This is a genomic window from Catenuloplanes niger, assembly GCF_031458255.1.
GTDB lineage: Bacteria > Actinomycetota > Actinomycetes > Mycobacteriales > Micromonosporaceae > Catenuloplanes > Catenuloplanes niger.
Genome location: NZ_JAVDYC010000001.1, coordinates 2,888,191 through 2,910,766 on the forward strand (window position 1 = coordinate 2,888,191; position 22,576 = coordinate 2,910,766).

Consider the following 22,576-nt stretch of genomic DNA (forward strand, 5'->3'; position numbering starts at 1 on the left):
GTCCGGTGGGCCTCGCCGCCCGGCTCGGCGACGATCCGCGAACCCTAGGCGCGGGTGGAGAGCGACTCGCTGAGCGCCGGGCGCGGCCTGGCCGGGTCGCGGCGCAGCACCACCACGTACTCGCTGCGGGCCGCGTCGAGCCGGCCCAGGCTGAGCGCGCGGACCAGGCCGCGGACCAGCGACCAGCGCCGGCCGGTGATGCCGAGCCGCCGGCGGAACCGGGCCTGCTTCTCGTCCTCGAAGTAGCCCTCGAAGACCGGGGCCAGACCGTGCCGGGCGACCAGTGCGGTGATCGCGGCCGGTGCGATGGTGCGGCGCAGCGTGGTCGGGTACGGGCCGTAGCCGGGCCGGCCCGCGTTCGGGAAGCCGAGCACCCGGCGGCGGAACCAGACGTGGAACGCGTGCGGCGTGAGCTTGGTGAACAGCGACTTCGGGCTCCACAGGTGCGGCACCGCGAGCACCACCAGGCCGCCCGGCGCGATCATCCGGGCGAACCGGGCGATCAGGTCCTCCGGCCGTTCGACGTGCTCCAGCACGTACCAACAGGTGATCAGGTCGAAGGAGTCCGGTGAGGCGACGTAGTCGTGCAGGTCGCCGACGACCCGTTCGTGCAGCCGCGGGTTCAGGTTCATCGCGGTGTCGTCGGTGTCCACGCCGACGATGTACGCGTCCTCCGGCACGTCGAGGCGGATACGCTTGCCGGCACCGGCCTCCAGCGCGCGCAACGGTGCCCCGGCGGGCGCCCGGAGCAGCGCCGTCACGACGTCCTGGAGCGCGGCCGTCACCTCACCGGGGGTGCCGAGGACTGGGCCGGCACCCCGGTCGACCTGAGGCCTATTGTCCGATTCTTCCGACATAGAGGCATTATTCAGAGGTGGCGGGGAAGGGAGCGGCGTGCCGCGCCGGGATGTCAGTCGAGCGGGCGCTTGAAGTGGTAGCGGTGGACCTCGGTGGTGCCCTGCAGGTTGTTCACGTCCTCGGAGGCGGAGATCATTTCCCAGCCCGCCGCGCCCGCCTGGTTGAGCTGCGAGATCACGGCGGTGCCGTACATCGTCACGTCCTGCACCGTGCCGTCCGGCGCGTACCAGGCGAACGTGATGACCCACTGCCCGCCGTCCGGGACACGGCGGCGGATGAGCAAGGCGTACTCCCACTTGACCATGTGGACATTATGCGGACCGAATCACCCGTTCGGTGATACACGGCGCGGGCCGGATGTCCGCGAAACGAAAAGCTGAAGACGACCGGCCGGGTGCCGAATGGGAGCGTGACGGGTGCCTTCCGGTGCCCGGACGACGTGCTGCTGGAGGAACGGCCGCGATGGTCCTGGTCGACGAGGTGCTCTACGAGAGCGAGCGCACCCTCGTGACGCGCCGGCCCACCGGTGGGGTGGTGAGCAAGCGGCTGCGCGGCCCCGGCGCGGAGGAACGGGCGCGGCACGAGCGCGCGATGCTGGAACGCGCGGCCGGCGTGCCCGGCGTGCCGGCGCTGGTCGCGACCGGCGAGGACGACGTGGTGGCGCTGGTCGACCCGGTGGGCGGCCGGACGCTCGGCGCCGCGCTGGCGGACGGCCCGCTGCCGCTCGCGGACGCGCTCCGGCTCGCCACCGGGCTGGCCGGCACGCTGGCCGGGCTGCACCGGCGCGGGCTGCTGCACCGCGACATCACGCCGGCGAACGTGCTGCTCGGCCTGGACGGCACGGCCACCCTGATCGACTTCGGGCTGGCCACCGCGCAGGTGGAGGGCCCGGACACCGGCCGGCTGATCGGCACGCTCGCCTACGTGGCACCGGAGCAGACCGGGCGCACCGGGCGCGGCGTGGACCAGCGCGCCGACCTGTACGGGCTGGGCGCCACGCTGTACGCCGCGCTGACCGGCCGGGCGCCGTTCGGCGACGACGTCGCGCCGGCCTCCGGGGCGGCACCGGGTCCCGACCCGCTGCGGCTGGTGCACGACATCCTGGTCGCGGTGCCGGAGGAACCGGCCGTGCTCAACGAGCGGGTGCCGATCGTGCTCTCCGCGATCGTGATGCGACTGCTGGAGAAGGAGCCGGACCACCGGTACCAGAGCGCGGAAGGGCTGGCGCACGACCTGGACCGGGTGGCGCAGCGCCGGCTGACCGGCTTCACGCTCGGCGAACGCGACTTCCCGGCGCGGCTGGTGGCACCGGCCCGCCCGGCCGGGCGGGCCGCGGAGCTGGCGGCGCTGCGCACGGCCGTCACCACCGGCGTGCCGCTGGTGACGATCGGCGGCCCGCCCGAGATCGGCCGGACCAGCCTGCTGGCCGAGGTCCGCCCGCTGGCGGAGGACGCGGGCGCGCGGTTCGTCAGCGGGCGGTGCGATCCGCGGCGCGCGGACGGCGGCGCGGACGGGCTGCGCGAGGCGTTCCGGGTGCTCGGCGGGCTGCTGTTGACGGAGCCGGAGCCGGTGCTGGCCGCGACGCGGGACCGGCTGCGTGAGGCGCTGGGCGAGAACGCGGCGCTGGTCGCGGACGTGGTGCCGGAGTTCGGCCTGGTCCTGGGCCTGGCGCCGGCGCCGGACCCGACCGGCCCGGCGCCCGCGCCGCCGGATTCCGCGCAGCTGGAGAACCGGCTGGTGCAGACCGCGTCCGCGCTGTTGCGTGCGGTGGCCTCGCCCGCGTATCCCCTGGTGCTCGCGCTGGACGACTTCCATCTGGCGCCGCAGATCGCGGCCCGGTCGGTGGAGACGATCGTGGCCGCGGACCCGGTCCCGGGCGTGACGCTGGTGGTCACGCACCGCGACCCGGCGCCGGTGCTGACCGAGCCCGCCGGTGAGACGGTCCGGCTGCGGCTCGGCGGTCTGCCACCGGACGCGGTCGCGGAGCTGATCGCGGAGGTGCTGCGCGCGCCGGTGGCGGACCCGGCCGGGCTCGCCGCCGCCGTGCACGAGCGCACCGGCGGCCACCCCGCGGAGACGCTGGCGCTGCTCAACGAGCTGCGCACGACCGGGACGCTGCGGATCGGCGCGGACGGCTGGACGTGGGACCCGGACGCGTTGCGCCGGCACCTCGGCGAGGGCGACGCGGGCGAGCGGCTGGCGGCCCGGATCCGCGCGCTGCCGGAGCCCGCGCGCGAGGTGCTGACCGCCACCGTCTGCCTGGGCGGGGACGCCGCGCCGGAGCTGCTCGGCGCCGCCGTCGGGCGGCCGGCCGGCGCGGTGCTGGAGGCGCTGGCGCCCGCGCTCGACGACGGGCTGGCCGCGTTCGCCGGCGACCGCGTGCGGATCACCCACGAGCGGGTGCGGGACGCGCTGCGGCACGGCGCGGTCGCGGCCCGGACCGGCATCGCCCGGCGGCTGGCGGCCGATCCCACGCACCGGCGGATCGCCGCGGAGTTGCTGCTCGAGGCGGAGCCGTTGGCCGGCGCGGACGACCGCGCGCTGGCCGGGCCGCTGTTCGCGGAGGCGGCGGACGCGCTGCGGATCATGGATCCGGAACGCACCGAGCGGTTCCTCTCCGCGGCGCTGCGCGTCGACGACGGCACCGACCGGTACGCGTCGCTGGTGCTGCACGCCGAGCGGCACGCCGCGCTCTGCCGGCTGGGACGGCTGACCGAGGCCGACGAGGAGTACCGGTACATCGAGATCAACTGCCCGGACCCGGTCGGCCGGGTACCCAGCGCGTGCGTGCAGATCGGCTCGCTGAACAGCCGGGTCCGGTTCGCGGACGCGCTGGCCCTGGGCAGCGACCTGCTCGACCGGATCGGCGTGCCGGCCGTGCGGTCGCCGGAGGAACTGCCCGCGCTGGCCGAGGCCGGCATGCTGCGGCTGGTCGAGTGGGCGGCGGCGCTGCCGGCGGACGGCGACCCGCGACCGGAGAATTCGGATCGCGCCCACCAGGCGCGGGCCCGGCTGATCAACGCGCTCATGCCGAACGCGCTGATGGCCGGACCGATCATCATGACGTGGCTGCAGACGACCGCGCACCGGCTGTGGGTGACGGACGGTCCGGCCGCGTGGCTGGCCGGGCCGGTCGCGGCGAGCGGGTTCGGGCTGATCTCCACGCGCGGTGACTACCACAGCGGCTATCGCATCGCCCGGCACCTGCTGGCCGAGGCCGAGCGGCGCGGCTGGGAGCGGTCGGCCGCGGAGCTGCGGTTCATCCTGGTGTCGTGGGCCGGGCACTGGCACGAACGGCTGGAGAACGTGCTGCCGGTCGCGCGCGCCGCGTTCACCGGGCTGGTCCGTGCGGGCGTCACCACCCAGGCCGGGCTCACGTGCAGCGGGCTGGCCGCATACCTGCTCGACATCGGTTCGCTCGGCGCGCTGGACGAGCAGGTCACGGACGCGCTCCGGTACGCGCGGCGCACCGGCCATGCACAGGCCGGGCTGATCCAGGGCGCGTACCGGCAGTTCGTGCGCGCGATGCGCGGCGAGACGCACGCACCTGGCGGCTTCACCGACGACGGGTTCGACGAGGCGGCGCACCTGGCCACGGTCGCCGCGAACGCGCCGGCCGCGCACACCGCCCACGCGCTGCGCGGGCTGGCCGCGCTGATCGCCGGCGACGAGGCGGCGGCGCGGGCCGCGACCGGGCAGGCCGCCGCGCTGGTCGACCGCAATCCCGGCTTCTACCTGGTCACCACGACCATGCTGCTGTGCGCGCTGACCGGCGTCGACCTCGACCGGGCCGAGCGGTGGCTGGCCGGCCGGGCCGCGGACGCACCCGGCAACTTCTCGCACCTGGCGTCGCTGGCCGAGGCGGAGCGCGCCCGCGCGGACGGCGACCGGTGGGCCGCCACGGTCGCCTACGACCGCGCGCTGCGCGAGGTCAGCCGGCGGCGGCGCCCCTGGCACTACGCGGTCATCGCGGAGCGGGCGGCCGCGTTCCAGCTCGCCGAGGGCAACGAGTTCGCCGGCAACGGGCTGCTGCGGCTGGCCCGGGACGGGTACGCGGCGTGGGGCGCGAGCGCGAAGGTCCGGGCGCTGGAGACCACGCACCGGTGGCTGCGCGGCCGGCCGGCCGAGCCGGACCGGGCGCGCAGCACCGGCGGACTGGACAACTCCGACATCGACCTGCTCGGCGTGCTGGACGCGGCGCGCACGCTCAGCTCGGAGACCCGCGTGCACGCGCTGCACGAACGCGTCGACGAGGTGCTGCGCGCGCTGACCGGCGCGACCGACGTGCTGCTGGTGGCCTCCGGCACGGACGCCGGCCCGCGGTCGGTGGTCCGCTACGTGCAGCGCACCCACGCCGCCGTGGTGAGCGAGGACGCGGTGCGCGACGACCGGTTCGCGCGCGACGAGTATTTCGCGGGCGTGTCCCAGTGCGCGCTGCTCGCGCTGCCGGTGGTGGTGCGCGGCGAGGACCGCGCGGTGCTGATCCTGGAGAACCGGGGCAGCCGCAACGCGTTCACCGCGGACCGGCTGGACGCGGTGCGCCTGGTCACCGGCCAGCTCGCGGTGTCGCTGGAGAACGCGCAGCTCTACGCGTCGCTGGAGGCGAAGATCGCGGACCGGACGCGCGAGCTGGAGGAGGCGAACGCGCGGCTGGAGCAGCTCGCCGTCACCGACCCGCTGACCGGGCTGACGAACCGCCGCCGGCTGGACGCGCTGCTGGCGGCCGAGTGGCGGCGGGCGGCCCGGCCCCGGAACCCACTGTCGATCGCGATGATCGACATCGACCACTTCAAGGGGTACAACGACCACTACGGCCATCAGGGCGGCGACCGCTGCCTGGTCACGGTGGCCACCACCGTGGCCGCGCACGTGCGTTCCACCGACCACGTGGCCCGCTACGGCGGCGAGGAGTTCTGCATCATCCTGCCGGAGACACCGCTCGCGGACGCACTGGTCGTGGCGGAACGGGTGCGGTCCGCGGTCGAGGCGCTGCGCGAGCCGCATGCACTCTCCCCGCACGGCATCGTCACGGTCAGCATCGGCGTCGCGGCCGCGTTCCCCCGCCCGAACCGGGACGTCGACACGCTGGTGAAGACGGCGGACGAATGTCTCTACGCCGCCAAACGAGCCGGCCGGAACCGGGTCTCCAGCGAGTGAGACCATCACCGGCACATCCGGTGCCCGGCCCGGAGCGAGTGGCGAAGAGTTCAGTGACAGAGATCCGATAGTGGGGTAAGGGCCGGTAGCGGCCATGTGTGACGAGGTTTGACGCACCGGGTATCAACTCACTGGTTTCGTCCGGGTACGGTCCACTTCGTGTCCGACACCCCGCAGCGCGAGATCGCCGGCCGCTATCGACTCCTCCGCCCCCTCGGCCAGGGCGCCATGGGCCGTGTCTGGCTGGCACGCGACGAGATGCTGCAACGCGACGTCGCGCTGAAGGAGATCGTGCCCCCGGCCGGGCTGACCGGCGACGAGGTGCAGGAGCTCCGGGAGCGCGCGCTGCGCGAGGCACGCGCGATCGCGAAGGTCAGCCAGAGCAACGTGGTCCGCATCTTCGACGTGCTCCGCACGGGCGAGGAGCCGTGGATCGTGATGGAGTACGTCAACTCCACCTCGCTGCAGAAGGAGATCGCGACGAACGGGCCGATCACACCGGCCCGTGCCGCGGAGATCGGGCTCCGGGTCCTCGGCGCGCTGCGGGCCGCCCACGCGGTCGGCGTGCTGCACCGCGACATCAAGCCGGCCAACGTGCTGCTCGGCGCGGACGGCCGGGTGGTGCTCACCGACTTCGGCCTGGCCACCGCGACCGACGACCCGGGCATGACCCGCACCGGCGTGGTGATGGGCTCACCGGCCTACCTCGCGCCGGAGCGGGCCACCGGCGGTCAGGTCGGCGCGTCCGCGGACCTGTGGTCGCTGGGTGCCTCGCTCTACGCGGCCGTGGAGGGCCGCGCGCCGTACACCCGGCCGTCCTCGATCGCCACGCTGGCCGCGCTCGCCACCGAACTGCCGCCGATGCCGCAGAACGCCGGCCCGCTGCTGCCGGCGCTGGAGGGCCTGCTGCGCCGCGACCCGGCGCGCCGGGTGGACGCGTTCGAGGCGGAACGGCTGCTGCGGCACGCGCTGTCCGGGGCGCCCGCGCACGCCGGCGCCGGCATGCTGTCCGGCACCTGGGCCAACCCGGACGCGGCCGCGTCCGGCGGCAACAGCGCGGCACATTCCGCGCACCAGCAGGCGGTGCCGGTCGGCACGCTGTCGCAGGCCCGGCACCGGCACGTGGTCGGCGGCCCGACCACGATGCTGCCGGCCGCGACCACCCGCCCGGACGGCGGCCCGACCGTGGAGATCCCGCCGGCGCCGTCCGTGCCGCTGCCGCCGTACGGTGGACCGCCACCGCGCTCGCGCGGCGAGAACGGCTCGCTCTATCTGCTGGTCGGTGCGCTCGTGGTGGTGCTGATCCTGGCGGTCGTGCTCGGCATGCGGGTGTTCAACCCGTCGACCAGCGGCGGCAACATCACGAACGAGCCGGACTTCACGCTGCCGACCGTCACCACGTCCGCGCCCCGGACGCCCGCGGCCGCGCCGACGCCCACACCGTCCCGGACCCGGGTCACGCCGCCGTCGCCGACCCCGGCCGCGCCCACCTCGGCCGCGCCGCAGGTGATAACGCCGGTCGTGGCGGACCGGTCGCTGGTCAACCTGGGCAGCAACCGGTGCTTCGCGGTCGCGGGCAGCAACCCGGCCGCCACCGAGCCGATCCACATCTGGGACTGCGACGGCACGCCGGGCACGAAGTTCACACTGCCCGGCACCGGCGCGCTGCAGGTGCTCGGCAACTGCATACAGGCGGACAGCCCGACCGTCGGCAGCCAGCTGCACATAGCGCCGTGCACCGGCGAGCTGTCGCAGACGTTCGGCCTCAGCGACGGCGGCGATCTGATCAGCATCCAGAGCGGCAAGTGCGTGGACGTGACCGGCGGCATCTTCGCCAACGGCACACCGGTCCAGCTCTACGACTGCAACGGCACGCCGGCGCAGAAGTGGGTGCTCAGCTGAGCGGCTCGTCCGCCCGCCACCGCCGCTCGAAGACGATGCGGTGGCGGTCGCCGGGCAGCACGTTGACCGTGCACTGCACCGGGCGGTCGTCCGCGGTGTAACCGGTGTCGTAGTGCAGCGCGACCGGCGTGCCCGGCCCGAGCCCGAGCCGGCGGATCTCGTCCGGCGTGGGCATGCGCACGAAGATCTCGTCGACCGCGCGCTCCTGCCGGTGACCGAGGTCGGCCAGCACCTCGTCCGTGCCGCGCGGGATGTAGGCCGGCGACATGATCTCCGAGTCCTTGACCAGGTCGAGCGGGAAGTGCGAGTCGTTGATGTTGACCGGCTCGCCGTTGATGAACCGCACCCGCCGCCGGATCACGACGGTGGCGCCCGTCTCGACCCGCAGCCGCTCCGCCAGGTCCGGCGCGGCCTGCACCAGCGCGACCTCGATGTGCATGCTCGGCACCCGGCCCTCGTCGCTGATCTGCTGCGAGAACCGGTCCATCGTGGACCGGGACGGCATCGGCCGGGACTTCTCCTGCGGGCGGTAGAGCATCCGCTCCCACTCGCGCACGAAGTAACCGTACGGCCGCCGGGCCACGATCAACCCCTCGGAGACGAGCACGCCGAGCCCGCTGCGCACGGTCTGCCGCACCACCCCGAACTCCTCGGCGATCTCGTGCTCCGTGGGCAGCCGCACGCCCGGCGCCAGCTCGCCGGACGCGATCTTGTCCCGGTAGACGGCGGCGATCCGCCGATAGGCCGGCTCCATACCCCTCCTCAGATCGTCCAGACAATTTAGGCCACGGAGCGGAAGGCCACCCCGCGCCCTTGACGGCTTGCTTCGCCTCCTCACATCATATTGTCTAGTCAATCTGACATGGAGGCGTGCGGTGACGGTGCGAGAGATGACGGACGACCTGGCCACGCTGGTGACGGTGGAGTCGCCGTCGACGGACGACGATGCCCTGGCGGCCAGCGCGCAGGTGGTCGCGGCGCTCGGGACGCGGCTGCTCGGCAGCGCGCCGGAGCGGCACGGCCCGCACCTGATCTGGCGGCACGGGCCGACGAAGGTGCTGGTGGCCGGGCACCACGACACGGTGTGGCCGGTCGGCACGCTGGCCCGGTGGCCGTTCACGGTCGACGGGGACCGGGCGACCGGCCCCGGCTGCTTCGACATGAAGGCCGGCCTGGTGCAGCTGTTCCACGGCCTGGCCACGCTGCCGTCACCGGACGGCGTCACGGTGCTCGTCAACGCGGACGAGGAGATCGGCTCGGCCGGGTCGCGCGGTCTCATCGACGCGGCCGCGGCCGACGCCCGGGCCGCGCTGATCTGCGAGCCGAGCGCGACCGGGGGTGCGTTGAAGACCGCGCGCAAGGGCATCGCGCGCTGGCGGGTGGCGGTCACCGGGCGCGCGGCGCACGCGGGACTGGAACCGCATCTCGGCGTGAACGCGGCCGTCGAACTGGCCCATCAGACGCTCGCGGTGGCCGGGCTCGGCCGCGGCGACACCACGGTCACGCCGACCCTGGCCGGCGCCGGGACCAGCGACAACACGGTACCGGCGAGCGCGGCGCTGACGATCGACATGCGCGGGTTCGACCCGGCGGAGTTCGACCGGGTGGAGGCGGCGCTGCGCGGGCTGCGGCCGGTGCTGCCGGGCGCGGCGATCACGGTGACCGGCGGGGTGTCGCGGCCGCCGATGCCGCCGAGCGCGTCGGCGGCACTGCACCGGCTGGCGCACGGCGCGGCGGCGCGGCTCGGTCAGCCGGTGCTGCCGGGCGTGGCGGTCGGCGGCGCGTCGGACGGCAACCTGACCGCCGCGCGCGGCGTGCCGACGCTGGACGGGCTGGGCGCGGTCGGCGGCAACGCGCACGCGGAGGGCGAGTGGGTCGACCTCGCGGCGATGCCGGACCGGGCCGCCCTGCTGGCCGCGTTGATCTCCGACGTGCTCACGGCCGCCCGGTAGAGATCCGGCGGCCGGCGCCGACCGGTCCATCCACTGTGCCGCCGCCGTCACGGACGGTGGCGGCACAGTGCTTTCCGGTCGGCGGGCGCATTCTTTTCGGCCGGTGATTGAACTAAGGCACGCCCGTTTCCGTTTTCCTGGCGGATTCGGCCTAGAGAGGGTTCCACGCTGTGCCACAGATGAGCCTCCGGCAATTGACCGATGTCGGCCGCGGCGCGACCGGCATCGTCCTCACGGGACTTGCGATCGTCACGCTGGTCGCCGCCACCATCAGTTGGGGCGTAGCGATCGCCGCCGACGACGACCTCACCGGCCGCACGGTCGACGACCGGCAGCTCGCCGCCGTCCTCACCGCCGCGCACTCCTGCCCGATGCTGTCCGCCCACCGGCTGGCCGGGCAGCTGATGGCGGAGTCGGGCCTGGACGCGGCGGCCGCCCGCACCGAGTCCGGCGGCTCCGGGCTGGCCGGCCTCGACGACGAGGACTGGAAGAAGTGGGCGCCGTGGCCCGGTGCGGCCCGCACCGACACGTACGCGGCCGTGCTCGCGATGGCTCACAAGATGTGCTCGCTCAGCGGCGAGCTGCGGCTGGCCGGCCTCTCCGGCGACACGTGGCGGCTGTCGCTCGCCGCGTACCGGTCCGGCCAGGCCGCGGTCGTGGCGGCGAAGGACGTGCCCGAGGAGGCCACCGGCTACGTCGACCGTGCCGCCGGATACGCGTCCTACTACGAGAAGCTCCCCCAGTTCGGCCGCGCCGGCGCACCGCTCGCCGAGGACACCTCGGGCGCGCCGGAGGCCAAGCCGCTGCCCGAGGAGTACGTCAAGCTGGTCGCCACCGCGGGCACCCGCTGCCCGGAGATCTCCGCCGCGACCGTGGCCGCCCAGCTGATGGCCGGCTCCGGGTTCGACCCGAACCACCTCGGCGCCGCCGGTCGGGAGGGCATCGCCCAGTTCCGCGGCGACGTCTGGGAGCGGTACGGCCCACGCGGCTCCGTGTGGGACCCGGCCGTCGCCATCCCCGCGGTCGGCACCGCGCTGTGCATCCTGACGGCCGAGCTGGACGGCGTCGAGGGCGACCCGTACATGCTGGCGCTCGCCGCGTTCAACTCCGGTCCGGACACGGTCCGCCGCGCCGGTGGCATCCCGGACGCGGTGACCCGCTCCCACCTGCAGAAGGTCACGGACTACACGTCGTACTACCGGCTCGACACCCGGATCGGCGGCACGCCCGCGTCCCCCGGCCCGTCCGGGTCCGCGTCACCGTCCCCCGGCCCGTCCGGCTCGGCGAGCCCGGGCCCGTCCGGCTCCGCGTCCCCGTCCGGCTCCGCGGGCGCACCCGCTCCCGGTGGGTCCGCCGCGGCACCGAAGCCTGCCGGACCGGTCACGTTCAGCCACCCGAGCTTCACCGGCACCGGCGGGCTGCGGCTCAACGGCGCCGCGAAGGTCAGCGGCGGCAAGCTGGCCCTGACCAGCGCCACCAGCCAGGTCGGCAGCGCGTACTCGACCACCGCGATCGACCCGACCCGGTCGTTCAGCACCTCGTTCACCGCGGTGATCAGCCAGCCCACCGACGGCATGGCGTTCCTGCTGCAGAGCGCCGGGGCGGGAGCCATCGCGGCCGGCACCGGCGAGTCGATGGGGTACAGCGGCATCAGCCCCAGCGTCGCGGTCGAGTTCGACACCTGGGACAACAGCGGCAACGGGCACGGTGACCCGGCCGGGCAGCAGCACATCGGCATCATGTCCAACGGCAACGTCAAGAACCACCTGGCCTGGGCCGACCCGCGCTTCGACATGCGCTTCGGCCAGGCGTTCCACGTGTGGGTCGACTACGACGCCGGCGCGAAGCGGCTCTCCGTCTTCGCCAGCCAGAGCACGGCCAAGCCGGGGTCCGCGCTGGTCAGTCACTCCATCGACCTGGGCGCGAAGTTCGGTGGCGCCAAGGTCTACGCCGGATTCGCCGGCGCGACCGGCAACACCAACCTGACCGACTCCAGCGAGTCGATCACGAAGTGGACGTTCACCGGAAAGTAGGGCAGTGACCGGCCCGTCGGCGTGCCATCATCGTCGACGTGCCGGTCACCCGCCGTACCGTCGTCCGATCCGCTCTTCTGGCGGGCGCAGCCGCCCTCGGTGGCTGCGCCCGGCCGGACGCGTCGGCGGCCCCGGGCAGGTGGGTGGTGCCGTCCGCCTCCCCCGCCGGCTCGCCCGGTCCCGCCGCGCCCGGTCCCGCCGCGCCCGGTCCCGCCACCTCCGATCCCGCGGCCTCCGATCCCGCGGCCGATGCCGCGCTCGAAGCGGTCCTGACCACGCACCTCTCGCCGACCCGCGACAACCCACGCCATCCCGGGTACGCCGGGGCGGTCGCGCTGGCCTGGCGGGACGGGCTGCCGCTGGCGGGTGCCACGGTCGGTGACGCGCTCCGGTACCGCGCCGGCCCGGTCGAACTGCCCGCCGAGGACCGCGTCCCGATGCGCCCGGACTCGGTCTTCGACCTCGCGTCGATCACCAAGATCTTCACCGCGGTCCTGACGCTGCGCCTGGCCGACGCCGGCACGCTGGACCTGGACGCGCCGCTGAGCCGGTTCCTGCCGGAGTTCACCGCGCCCGGCGTGACCGCCGCGATGCTGCTCACCCACACCGGCGGGCTACCGGTGTCGCCGCCCAGCCCGCGCGGCTTCCTGAGCACGCCGCCGGTGGCCGCGCCCGGCACCGTGTTCCGCTACTCCGGCGTCGGCCCGATGGTGCTCGGCCGGCTGGTCGAGAAGCAGACCGGGATGCGGCTGGACCGGGCGCTGCGCGAGCACGTCACCGGCCCGCTCGGCCTCGACGACACCGGCTACCTGCCGCTCGACTGGGTCGCCGACGTGGACCGGATCGCGGCCACCGACGCGCGCTCGTCCCGCGGCCTGCTGCGCGGCCGGGTCCACGACGACATCTGCGACACGCTCGGCGGCGTGGCCGGCCACGCCGGCATCTTCGCGACCGCCGCGGACGTCGCCGTGCTCGGGCAGCTGCTGCTGGACGGCGGCACGTACCGCGGCACCCGGCTGCTCTCCACGTCGATCGTCACGCGCATGCTGACGAACGCGAACGCGGGGATCCCGCTCGCCCCGGGCGAGCGCCCGGGCCGCACCGCCGACTACGGGCTCGGCGTGGTGATGCACCAGCCGTGGTTCATGGGCGCGCTGTCGTCCCCCGGCGCGTTCGGCCACACCGGCTTCAGCGGCACGTCGCTGCTGGTCGACCCGGTCCGCCGGCTGGTGGTCGTGCTGCTCACCAACCGCGCCCATCCGAACTGGAACTGGGCCGAGCCGGACCCCTACCGCGTCGCGATCCACGACGCGGTGGCCGCGCTCGTCTAGCGGCTTCGCAGCCGGCCCGCGGCGCGTCCTGGCCGCTCGTCGATGCCGACTCGGGTTTCAGCCACTTAATCACGGGTACGTATATGCAGGTAGACAGATGAACGTGACGATGCCGGAGGAGTGAGTTTTTCGATGGCAGGCAACGAGCACGAGGTCAACCGCAGCACCAAGAGCGGCCGTTTCGTCAAGCAGAGCACGGCCGAGCGTTCCCCCGACACGACGGTGACCGAGCACGTCGGCGGCTCCGACAACGACGGCGACCGCGAGGTCAACCGCAGCGCCGCGACCGGCCGTTTCGTCCGCGAGACGACCGCGGAGCTGCACCCCGCCACCACCGAGACCCAGCGAGTCTAGCTCCGCTCGGGAGCAGGGCGCGGGCCGGATCTCGGCCCGCGCCCTTTCGCGTCTCCCGGCCCGCACCGCGACACCCGCCCGCACCGCGTCTCCCGGCCCGCACCGCGACACCCGCCCGCACCGCGTCTCCCGGCCCGCACCGCGACACCCGCCCGCACCGCGTCTCCCGGCCCGCACCACGACACCGGACCGCACCACGACACCAGGCCGCACGGCGGCACCGGACCGCCACAGCGGTCTTCGCTCGTGCGGCCACGGATCGTGCAGGGAGGAGCGCCAGCGACGACCGGTGCCCGCGGGAGCATGCGGAACGGAACCCGCCGGAAGCGGGTCGATGAATGGCACCGGAAAAAGCGAATCCCCCGAGCGAATCGCTCAGGGGATTTCAGAGGTGCGCCGCGTAGGACTTGAACCTACAACCCGCGGATTAAGAGTCCGCTGCTCTGCCAGTTGAGCTAGCGGCGCTCGTCGGCAACGGAGAGAACACTAGCACGGTGCTCCGGCGGACTTCCAATCGGTTGGCGGGGTGTGGTCTACGCAACGTGACGGAACGCGGCGACGGTGCGGGGGTGGCGTTCGTCGGGCAGGATGGTGCCGTATCTCGGCAGGTCAGCGGATAAACCGCCCCGAGACACACCCATGGCGGGACAAATATGCATAAAGGACGGGTCGGATGAGGCGTACCGCGTTGGTGGCGGCGCTGGCGATCATGATGCCCCTGGCGCTGGCGGCGTGCGGCAGCGACGACGAGACGGTGGCGGAGGCCGCGCTGCCGTCCGCCGCGCCACCGCCGCCGGTCGCGACGTCGAGCGCGCCGGTGGTGCCGCTGGCGCTGGAGATCACGCCGAAGGACAAGGCGAAGAACCAGCCGGCGAGCGTGGAGATCGGGACGGCCGTGGCCGGCGGCACGGTGGAGAAGGTCGCGGTCGTCGACGGCGCCGGCCGGGCGGTCGCGGGCGCGATGCGGGCGGACGGCACCTCCTGGGTGCCGGCGAAGACGCTGGCGTTCAACGCGTCCTACACCGCGACCGTGACCGCGAGGAGCGCGGCCGGTGAGTCGATCACGCGGACCACGAGCTTCTCGACGATGGGCCGGCCCGGCAAGGAGGCCGGGACCGGGCTGTACCTGTTCGACGACCGCGAGTACGGCGTGGCGATGCCGGTCGTGGTCGAGTTCATCCCGGGCGTGCCGGAGAGTCACCGGGCCGCGGTGGAGAAGCGGCTGTTCGTGCAGACCGACCCGCCGCAGCCGGGCGTCTGGTCCTGGGTCAAGGGCGGCAGCCAGGCGTACTACCGGGCGCCGGAGTACTGGCAGCCGGGCACGAAACTGACCGTGCGGATAGGGATCGGCGGCCTGGAGACGGCGCCGGGCACCTACGGCAACCAGGACCGGACCGCGACCGCGGAGATCGGGCGCAAGCTCGAGATGCGGGTCGACAACTCGGACAAGCAGATGAAGATCTACGAGGACGGCAAGCTGACCCGGACGCTGCCGGTGAGCCTCGGCAAGCCGAAGATGCCGTCGGCCAGCGGCGTGATGGTCGTGATGGAGAAGAAGGAAGCGACCGTCTTCGACACGTTCGAGCAGTTCGGCCCGGTCGAGGGGTACCGGGTGGACGTGGAGTTCGCACAGCGGCTGACCTGGAGCGGCCAGTTCATCCACGCCGCGCCCTGGTCCAACGCGTCGCAGGGCCGGGAGAACGTCTCGCACGGCTGCGTGAACGTGTCGCAGGACGGCGGTCAGTGGCTGTTCGGCAAGACGCTGATCGGCGACCCGGTGACCGTGACCGGGACCGGGGTGGAGCTGGAGGAGGGCAACGGCTGGACCGCGTGGAACGTCAGCTGGGCGCAGTTCATCAAGGGCTCCGCACTGCCGATTCCGGACAATCTGACAAACGTCACACCGTCCCCCACGAATAGTCCGTCGTAACTCGCGGCGAGGCGACCAGCGAACATGACCATGTGTAACTGGTCGCCTCGCCATTACGTTGCTGTTACGACGATCGGTTCGTCCTTTCGGCTGTGTGTGATCATGTCGCCGACGGGTACCGTTACGGGCCTGGCGGGCAGTGCGATCGCGCACTCCGGCCACCCGAGGGGTCCCGGACGCCTTCGCGCGTCTCCTCTGCGCGGAGTGCAACCAGGACCCGCCGTTCCACGTGTGCAGGGCAGCAGCACCGGCACGCTCGCACACGCACCGACGGATCAGTGCTTCGGGATCGAGACCTGGGGTTAGGGGACAATGCACGCTACCCGTTCCGAGCAGGCACCCTGGGGTGTGCCGGGCTCACGCATACGTCGGCGCGCGATCGGCGCGCTCCTTCTCGCCGGAGTCATCGGCTTCGGCAGTGCCTGCAGCGGCGGCGACTCGTCGCCCACCTGGCAGAGCAACGACGCCGGGGCGTCCGCGGGCCCGGCCGCCACGACGGAGAGCCCGGCGCCGATCGGCGCGACGCTCAAGTCGCCCGCCGAGGGCAGCAAGAACGCACCGATCACCACGGACATCTCGTTCGACCTGGTCAACGCGGTGTCCGGCGCGGTCGTGGTGAAGAACGCGAAGGGCGAGCCGGTCCCGGGCAAGCTGTCCGAGGACGGCAAGACCTGGGTGCCGGACAAGAAGCTGTCGTACGGCACGACGTACACCACGGAGTACACCGGCACCGACGCGTCCGGGCGGACCGGCACGACGACCGGCACGTTCACCACCATGGGCGAGCCGAAGAACACGGTGCGCACGGTCAGCTTCATGGGTGAGGGGGCGACCGTCGGCGTGGGCATGCCGCTGATGCTGTCGTTCAGCCGGGAGATCCCGGAGGAGTACCGCGCCGAGGTGGAGAAGCACCTGACGGTCGTCTCCGACCCGCCGCAGGAGGGCACCTGGGGCTGGCTCAGCGCCGACTCCATCCAGTTCCGGCCCGCGGAGTACTGGAAGGCCGGCACGAAGATCACTTACGGCGTCGACCACGCCGGCGTGGAGATGGGCAAGGGCTGGTACGGCAAGACCGACTACGAGGTCAACGTCACGATCGGCTCCCAGCTCATCATGGAGGTCGACAACAAGACCAAGCACATGACGGTCATCAAGGACGGCAAGAAGGTCAAGGACTTCCCGGTCAGCCTCGGCCAGCCGAAGTTCCCCTCCGTCAGCGGCACCATGCTGATCATGGAGAAGCTCCGCAAGACGACCTTCGACACGTACGGGCAGTTCAGCGACGAGGACGCGTACCGGGTCGACGTCGAGTACGCCCAGCGCGTCACCTGGGGCGGCCAGTTCATCCACGCCGCACCCTGGTCCAACGCCTCGCAGGGCCGGGAGAACGTCTCGCACGGCTGCGTCAACGTCTCCCAGGATGCCGGCAAGTGGCTCTTCGAGCAGACCAAGCTCGGCGACCCGCTGATCGTCAAGAACACCGGTGTCCCGCTGGTCAACGGTGACGGCTGGACCGTCTGGAACATGAGCTACGACGACTTCAAGAGCCTCAGCGCGCTCTGATCGCTCGTCCCGGAAGGCCCCGTCACGGATCCGTGACGGGGCCTTCTCGTCACCGCCGGCGGCCCCGGTCCCGCACGGGCCAAACCGATTGGAGCCGCGGCCGGAGCCCGTGCTAACGTTCCCTCCGTTGCCGAACGAGCGCCGCTAGCTCAACTGGCAGAGCAGCGGACTCTTAATCCGCGGGTTGTAGGTTCAAGTCCTACGCGGCGCACTCCTCACAAGAAAGCCCCGGCCGGGAGACATCCCGCCGGGGCTTTCTCGTACCACGTGCCGCCCGCTACTTCAGGTAGCCGTAGTTGTCGCAGGTGCGGCGCTGCTCGACGCAGTTCTTGGTGCGCTTGTTCATGGTGTCGACGTCCCACATCACGAACGCGTCGCCGTGCATCGAGGACGAGCTGCGGACGTCCTTGTCGGAGGCGAGGTAGTAGCCGGCCTGGCTGCCCTGCACGCCGTACTGGATGTCGAACGTGATCGCCGGGATCTTCACCGGGTGGCTGGCCGGGCAGGCGTTGTTCCAGCCGTACGCGACGTGGTCCTTGTGGTTCGGGCTGTCCAGGTGCTTGCCGTCCCAGCAGTCCGGGAACTGCAGGATGAAGTGCAGGTAGGCCTGCTTCTCGCAGATCGGCCAGTTGCCGTTCGTGCTGCGCGCGACGCCGTCCGCGTCGTGGCCGGGCTCCCAGTAGGCGCAGTAGAACTGGCCGGTGGCGCCGCGCGGGGTCGGCACCTTCTTCTTCGCGTCACCGGCGATCATGCGCAGGCCGTTCGGCATCGGCAGCTGCTTCGCGGAGTCGCTCATCAGCGAGCGGTAGTAGACCCGGAACCCGGTCGGCTCGGCCGCCTTGTTCGTCGCGGCGTCGTAGAGCGTCGGCACCCAGTACGACGAGTGGTCCTGCTTCGGCTCGCAGGTGGTCGCGGTGAACCGCACCAGGTCGTCCGCGACCGTACCCGCGTCGACGCCCTCGTTGCCGAAGAACGAGTGCATGTGCGACGCGCCGGGCAGACCGGGCGCGACGATCGGGTCGTCCGGCAGCGAGTGGCTGTACTCGCAGTCGGCCCGGAACTCCGGCAGGTTGCCGACGCTGGCCGGCGCGGGCTCGAACGACAGCGCCCGATAGGCATCCACCTGCGCCTTCCACGCGGCCGAGTCGACCGCGATCCAGCCGGTCCTCGGGACCACCGGCTCCGGCGCGACCGGCGCGGGCTTCGACACCGCCGCCGAGGGCGACGCGGACGCGGACGCCGAGGGCGACGCGGACGGCGACGCACTGGGCGACCCGGGCGCGCTCACCACGGCCGACGGCGGGACCGCGGCCGCGACGCCCGCCGGGTCCGGCTCGGCCGACGCGTCCGCCAGGGACACGGCGGCGGCCGCGACCGCGATCACGACGACGGCGACACCGGCACCGCTGGCGGCCAGGTTCCGCTTGTTCACGGCGAGCCGCCGCAGGAGGCCGGGGCGCGGCGCAATGTCAGACACGGGAACTCCCACCGGAGGGACAGGACGAGCTGTCGCGGATGGTAGGCGGTTCCGGCCCGGAGCCGTTAGGCCTTTAGGCCCAGAAGGCCCGGCCGCGGGGTCCCGCTCCCGATTCGCTCCCAGTTCGCTCCCGGTCAGCTCTCCGGCGCCGGCTGCCGAAACGGCGAAAGGCCCGACCGCTTTCGCGATCAGGCCTTCGGCGTGGGGTGATCGACGGGACTTGAACCCGCGACCCCCGGGACCACAACCCGGTGCTCTACCAGCTGAGCTACGACCACCATGTACTCCACCGAACCGGCCGGCCCGTGTGGGGTGCTGACCAATAATAGCCACACCCCTCGGGGGCCGGTCGAGCGGGTTACCTCAAAGCTGTGCGGCGATGGCCTTGGCGGTCTCGACGTCCGGGCCGGGGGCCGGGACGAAGATCGCGCGGCGGTAGTACTCCAGCTCGCGGATGCTCTCCCGGATGTCGGCGAGCGCGCGGTGGGAGAGGCCCTTGGCGGGCTGCCCGAAATAGGTGCGCGGGAACCAGCGGCGGGCCAGCTCCTTGATCGAGGAGACGTCGATCATGCGGTAGTGCAGGTGGGCGTCGAGGCGGCGCATGTCGCGGGCGAGGAAGCCGCGGTCGGTCGCGATCGAGTTGCCGCACAGCGGCGCGGATCGCGGGTCCGGCACGAACTGCGTGACGTAATCCATGATCATGTCCTCGGCCTCGGCCATCGTGACCGTGGAGGCGCGGACCTCCTCGGTGAGGCCCGACTTCGCGTGCATGTCGCGGACCACGTCCGGCATGCTCGCCAGCGCGGCGTCGTCGGCGTGGATCACCACGTCGACGCCCTCGCCGAGCACCTGAAGGTTGGGGTCGGTCACCAGGGCCGCCACCTCGATCAGGGCGTCCTTGCCCAGATCCAGCCCGGTCATCTCGCAGTCCACCCACACCAGAAGATCAGCCACGACGACAGCCTACGCGCAGCGCTGCGTCGTGGGCGCTGCGTGAGGCAGAGATTCCGGCTCCCCGCACGGCGCTCACGTTATAGCAGATCACCGCCTAGATGGACAGATCTGGTCGAATACCGCGCAAATCCGTAAACTCGCTCTTAACCCCGCAATACCGCACCGTTCCCCCGGTGAAGCGGCCCTCCACCCCCGTGGAGGGCCGCTCGACGTGCCGGCTAGCGAGTCGGCCGGACCTCACCGTCGGCCGCCTTCCGGCGCCGCCCGGCCCGCGGCGCGGGAGCCGCACCATCACGATCAAGAGCACCATCCGGGGGTACGGTCGACGACTCCCCCGCCCCGGCCACCGAGGGCCCGGCCACGACACCGTCGCGTTCCCCGGCCGCCCGGGCCGCCGGCGTACCGCCGCTCCCCCGCCCCGGGCTCCGGTCCGCGTCGGCACCGACCGGCTCGCCGCCCTTCGGCTGCGCCTTCCGCCGCGGCTGCCGCTTGACCGGCGCCCCACCATCCGGCGCCGCACCGCCCGGCGCTTCCTCCGCCGACGCCGCGCTTGCCTGCGCGGCCGACCGGGTGACCACCGCGCCGGCATTCGTGGCCCGCCTGGCGGGCGCCTTCGCCGCCGGAGGGGGCGCCTTCGCCGCATTCGCCGCCGACGACTTGGCCGCACCCGAGGTACGCACCTTCGCGGTCTCGGCGGGCGCCACGTTCGCCCGCCGCCGCGGCGCGACGATCTCCGCGGTGTCGGGCTCGGCAGACTCGCCGGCCGTCGCAGTGCTCGCGTCAGCCGCGGCCGGCACCGCCGTGTCCGTCGCCGGAACCGCGGCCACCGTCCCAGCCGGAACCGGCGAGGCCGGAACCGGAGTAGCGCCGGCCGGGACGGTCGCCGGCTGCCCGGCCACGGCGCGATCGAGGGTGCCGGCCGGGACGGTCGCCGGCTGCCCGACCACGGCGCGATCGAGGGCGCCGGCCGGGATCGGCGGCCTGGTGTCCGCGGCCGGGTCCCGGGTCAGCGGCGGCCAGGTCAGCTGTGGCGTGACCGGCGGTCGCGATCCGGTCCGGGTCTTCGGCTGCGCCACGGCGCCGGCACTGTGCTCGTCCACCGCGGCCCCGGGCACCGCGGCCCCGGGCACCGCATCCACCGGCATCGGTGAGCCCGCGGGCGTCGGCGCGTTCACAAGGGCCGACGGGTCCACAGGCGCGTTCGCGGAGGCCGGCGCGTCCACAGGCGTCGGCGCGTTCACAAGAGCCGACGGGTCCGCAGGCGCGTTCGGGGAGGCCGGCGCGTCCGCGGGCGCCGGCGTGTGCATCGGGGCGGTCTCGGCCGCGGGTGGGGACGTGTCCGCGAGTGTGGCCGGCCGTGCGGTGGCCGTGTCGGGGCGGGACCGGGCGCCGGTGAGCGACCGGTCCGTGCGGCGGGGGCGGCTGGTGATCCGGGTGGCCGGCCGGCCGCCGTCGCCGGCGTGGATGACCGAGGCGCGGGGGCCGAGCCGGGCCGCGACGTCCGGCAGGCGGTCCGGCTCGACGACGTAGACGAGTTCGCGGGGGCGGGCCGGCCAGGCGAGCAGGAGCATGCCGCCGATGATCAGGAGCAGGCCGCCGCCGAGACCGCCCCACGTCGTGGCCGTGAGCCAGCGGGCGCGGAGTTCCGCCGTGATCGCGACCGTGCCGGCGGGCCGGCCGTTCGGGGTCATCACGACCAGTGCCAGGTCACGGTCCCGGATCTCGTCGGCGGTCCAGGTGAGCGCGCCGGTGCCGGAGCGGGTCCAGAAGGTCTGGCGCGCCGGGTCCGCGACCGGGGTGCGGGAGCCGGCGACCGTGCCGGCCCGGACCGGCAGCGGGCCCCGGGCGAGCGCGAGCTGCTCGACCCAGGTGTGGCGGGCGGAGCGCAGGTAGGACGTGGCTTCGGCGGTGGGTGCCAGCCCGACGAACGCGGGCCCCTCGTCGGTCACGGCGGCGATCCGGATGCGGGTGTCGCCGGCCCGGGCGAAGGCGGCGTCGCGCCGGAGCAGGCCGTCGAGGTTCGCGACGAGCAGCGCCTGGCCGGGCACGTCGACCGGTTCCAGGGTGGCCCGGAACGCCCCGTCCGGGTCGCGGTGCTGGCCCGCGGTCCACAGTCCGCCGGCGGTGAGCAGGATCGGCAGTCCCGCGGTGAGCAGCAGTATTCCGACGATCAGACGGATGATGCGCATCGGCTCCCCCTTTGCCCGTTATCGGACCATACAGACGGAAACGTCGGTATCAGTCGCATCGACACGGCTCAGGGGGTGGGGAAAACGCGGCGGCCCGACCCCACAACGGGATCGGGCCGCCGGAACGCGTGCGGGTCAGGCGTTCTTCGTACCCTCGGGGGTGGCCGGCGTCGCCGGGCGCGCGCCGCTGCGGGTGAACGCCAGCCCGCCGAGCACCAGCCCGACCAGGCCGGCGACCAGCGCCGCGATCGCGATGCCCAGCGCCGGGCCGGAGTCCGACGCGGACTCGGACGAGGCCACCGGCGCGGCCGACGGTGCCTCCTCCGCGGCGGCGGTCAGCGTGAGCACCGGCGCCGGGCTCTCCGGCTCCTCGCCGCCGGCGGCCGGCTCGTCGATCCAGCGCACGACCTCGCCGTCCGAGTACGTCTGCAGCGCCTTGAAGACCAGCTGGCCGGTCTCCGGCAGCGGGCCGAGCGAGACCGGGAACTCCTGGAACGTGCCGGGCGTGATCCGCGCGTTCTCGTCCGCGGTCCAGGTGATCTTCTTGACCACCTCGGTGATCTCCGCGCCGTGCGCCGTCACCGGGATGGCGGGCGCGCCCTTCTCGATCGCGACGGTCCAGCCGGGCACCGGCTTCGTCGAGACGGAGCCGATCGGCGCGTCCTCCGGCAGGAAGATCTCCACCTTGGTGGTGGACTCGGTGTCGCTCTCGTTCGGCACCCGGAAGTCCACCTTGGCGTACCCGCCCTGGGTGGCCTCCCGGGGGTTGACCGTGACGTGCGCGGACGCCGGACCGGCGACGGCGAGCACGCCGACGACCGTGGCGCCGAGGCTGAGCAGTGCCGCGCGGGCGGCGGTACGGGGAGACATGGCTGT

General features: G+C 73.4%; 15 protein-coding genes and 3 tRNA genes. 9 read left to right on the top strand and 9 right to left on the bottom strand.

Features of this window, described 5'->3' with window-relative positions:
- Positions 1–44 precede the first annotated feature (44 nt).
- Together J2S44_RS12440 and J2S44_RS12445 are read right to left on the bottom strand one after the other, a co-directional pair.
- Complete coding sequence (locus J2S44_RS12440) at positions 45–857, bottom strand: class I SAM-dependent methyltransferase (RefSeq protein WP_310412338.1); 813 nt, start codon at positions 855–857, stop codon at positions 45–47.
- A 53-nt stretch (positions 858–910) separates the two neighbouring features.
- Positions 911–1,162, bottom strand: coding sequence for a hypothetical protein (locus J2S44_RS12445; protein WP_310372056.1), 252 nt, complete (start codon positions 1,160–1,162; stop codon positions 911–913).
- Between the two features lie 158 nt (positions 1,163–1,320).
- On the opposite strand from J2S44_RS12445, the gene J2S44_RS12450 reads away from it, so the two are divergent.
- Entirely contained in the window at positions 1,321–6,015 is a 4,695-nt protein-coding gene (locus tag J2S44_RS12450) for a diguanylate cyclase (RefSeq protein ID WP_310412340.1), read from the top strand.
- Between the two features lie 159 nt (positions 6,016–6,174).
- Positions 6,175–7,917 (top strand): protein kinase domain-containing protein, encoded by a 1,743-nt coding sequence (locus J2S44_RS12455; protein WP_310412344.1) that lies wholly within the window; start codon positions 6,175–6,177, stop codon positions 7,915–7,917.
- On the opposite strand, the gene J2S44_RS12460 is transcribed toward J2S44_RS12455, so the two are convergent.
- The gene (locus tag J2S44_RS12460) at positions 7,910–8,671 is read right to left on the bottom strand and encodes a GntR family transcriptional regulator (protein ID WP_310412347.1); all 762 of its coding nucleotides are present in this window, start codon (positions 8,669–8,671) and stop codon (positions 7,910–7,912) included. The genes J2S44_RS12455 and J2S44_RS12460 overlap by 8 nt on opposite strands.
- A 121-nt stretch (positions 8,672–8,792) precedes the next feature.
- Between J2S44_RS12460 and J2S44_RS12465 the strand changes: the two genes are divergently transcribed.
- The 4 genes from J2S44_RS12465 to J2S44_RS12480 all read left to right on the top strand — a co-directional run bounded on the left by J2S44_RS12465 (position 8,793) and on the right by J2S44_RS12480 (position 13,587).
- Positions 8,793–9,869 (top strand): M20 family metallopeptidase, encoded by a 1,077-nt coding sequence (locus J2S44_RS12465; RefSeq protein ID WP_310412349.1) that lies wholly within the window; start codon positions 8,793–8,795, stop codon positions 9,867–9,869.
- 194 nt (positions 9,870–10,063) lie between these two features.
- On the top strand, positions 10,064–11,902 hold the full coding sequence (locus tag J2S44_RS12470; protein WP_310412352.1) for a lectin-like domain-containing protein: 1,839 nt from the start codon (positions 10,064–10,066) through the stop codon (positions 11,900–11,902).
- Between the two features lie 38 nt (positions 11,903–11,940).
- On the top strand, positions 11,941–13,233 hold the full coding sequence (locus tag J2S44_RS12475) for a serine hydrolase domain-containing protein (RefSeq protein ID WP_310412355.1): 1,293 nt from the start codon (positions 11,941–11,943) through the stop codon (positions 13,231–13,233).
- A 132-nt stretch (positions 13,234–13,365) separates the two neighbouring features.
- A complete protein-coding gene (locus J2S44_RS12480) occupies positions 13,366–13,587 on the top strand; it encodes a hypothetical protein (RefSeq protein WP_310412358.1) in 222 nt (73 codons plus the stop codon).
- Between the two features lie 392 nt (positions 13,588–13,979).
- Here J2S44_RS12480 and J2S44_RS12485 read toward each other — a convergent pair.
- Positions 13,980–14,052, bottom strand: a tRNA-Lys gene (locus J2S44_RS12485).
- A gap of 208 nt (positions 14,053–14,260) precedes the next feature.
- On the opposite strand from J2S44_RS12485, the gene J2S44_RS12490 reads away from it, so the two are divergent.
- The 3 genes from J2S44_RS12490 to J2S44_RS12500 all read left to right on the top strand — a co-directional run bounded on the left by J2S44_RS12490 (position 14,261) and on the right by J2S44_RS12500 (position 17,291).
- A complete protein-coding gene (locus J2S44_RS12490) occupies positions 14,261–15,517 on the top strand; it encodes a L,D-transpeptidase (protein WP_310412361.1) in 1,257 nt (418 codons plus the stop codon).
- A gap of 312 nt (positions 15,518–15,829) precedes the next feature.
- Positions 15,830–17,080 carry a L,D-transpeptidase gene (locus J2S44_RS12495; RefSeq protein ID WP_310412364.1) on the top strand — a complete coding sequence of 417 codons (1,251 nt, stop codon included), beginning with the start codon at positions 15,830–15,832 and terminating at the stop codon, positions 17,078–17,080.
- Between the two features lie 138 nt (positions 17,081–17,218).
- Positions 17,219–17,291: transfer RNA gene (locus J2S44_RS12500), tRNA-Lys, on the top strand.
- A gap of 66 nt (positions 17,292–17,357) precedes the next feature.
- Here J2S44_RS12500 and J2S44_RS12505 read toward each other — a convergent pair.
- The 5 genes from J2S44_RS12505 to J2S44_RS12525 all read right to left on the bottom strand — a co-directional run bounded on the left by J2S44_RS12505 (position 17,358) and on the right by J2S44_RS12525 (position 22,570).
- The gene (locus J2S44_RS12505) at positions 17,358–18,557 is read right to left on the bottom strand and encodes a DUF1996 domain-containing protein (protein WP_310412366.1); all 1,200 of its coding nucleotides are present in this window, start codon (positions 18,555–18,557) and stop codon (positions 17,358–17,360) included.
- Positions 18,558–18,759: 202 nt separating this feature from the next.
- Positions 18,760–18,835: transfer RNA gene (locus tag J2S44_RS12510), tRNA-His, on the bottom strand.
- A gap of 85 nt (positions 18,836–18,920) precedes the next feature.
- Positions 18,921–19,511: an oligoribonuclease gene (gene orn, locus J2S44_RS12515; RefSeq protein WP_307239949.1), complete on the bottom strand. Its 591-nt coding sequence runs from the start codon at positions 19,509–19,511 to the stop codon at positions 18,921–18,923.
- A gap of 218 nt (positions 19,512–19,729) precedes the next feature.
- Positions 19,730–21,700: a hypothetical protein gene (locus J2S44_RS12520; protein ID WP_310412370.1), complete on the bottom strand. Its 1,971-nt coding sequence runs from the start codon at positions 21,698–21,700 to the stop codon at positions 19,730–19,732.
- Between the two features lie 135 nt (positions 21,701–21,835).
- Positions 21,836–22,570, bottom strand: coding sequence for a YcnI family copper-binding membrane protein (locus tag J2S44_RS12525; RefSeq protein ID WP_310412373.1), 735 nt, complete (start codon positions 22,568–22,570; stop codon positions 21,836–21,838).
- Between the last annotated feature and the right edge of the window lie 6 nt (positions 22,571–22,576).

What these genes read in the sequence shown, in the direction of transcription:
- J2S44_RS12520 (WP_310412370.1), bottom strand. Translation starts at nt 21,700, where the DNA reads ATGCGCATCATCCGTCTGATCGTCGGAATACTGCTGCTCACCGCGGGA.
- J2S44_RS12445 (WP_310372056.1), bottom strand. Translation starts at nt 1,162, where the DNA reads ATGGTCAAGTGGGAGTACGCCTTGCTCATCCGCCGCCGTGTCCCGGAC.
- J2S44_RS12525 (WP_310412373.1), bottom strand. Translation starts at nt 22,570, where the DNA reads ATGTCTCCCCGTACCGCCGCCCGCGCGGCACTGCTCAGCCTCGGCGCC.
- J2S44_RS12480 (WP_310412358.1), top strand. Translation starts at nt 13,366, where the DNA reads ATGGCAGGCAACGAGCACGAGGTCAACCGCAGCACCAAGAGCGGCCGT.
- J2S44_RS12450 (WP_310412340.1), top strand. Translation starts at nt 1,321, where the DNA reads ATGGTCCTGGTCGACGAGGTGCTCTACGAGAGCGAGCGCACCCTCGTG.
- J2S44_RS12490 (WP_310412361.1), top strand. Translation starts at nt 14,261, where the DNA reads ATGAGGCGTACCGCGTTGGTGGCGGCGCTGGCGATCATGATGCCCCTG.
- J2S44_RS12460 (WP_310412347.1), bottom strand. Translation starts at nt 8,671, where the DNA reads ATGGAGCCGGCCTATCGGCGGATCGCCGCCGTCTACCGGGACAAGATC.
- J2S44_RS12440 (WP_310412338.1), bottom strand. Translation starts at nt 857, where the DNA reads ATGTCGGAAGAATCGGACAATAGGCCTCAGGTCGACCGGGGTGCCGGC.
- J2S44_RS12495 (WP_310412364.1), top strand. Translation starts at nt 15,830, where the DNA reads ATGCACGCTACCCGTTCCGAGCAGGCACCCTGGGGTGTGCCGGGCTCA.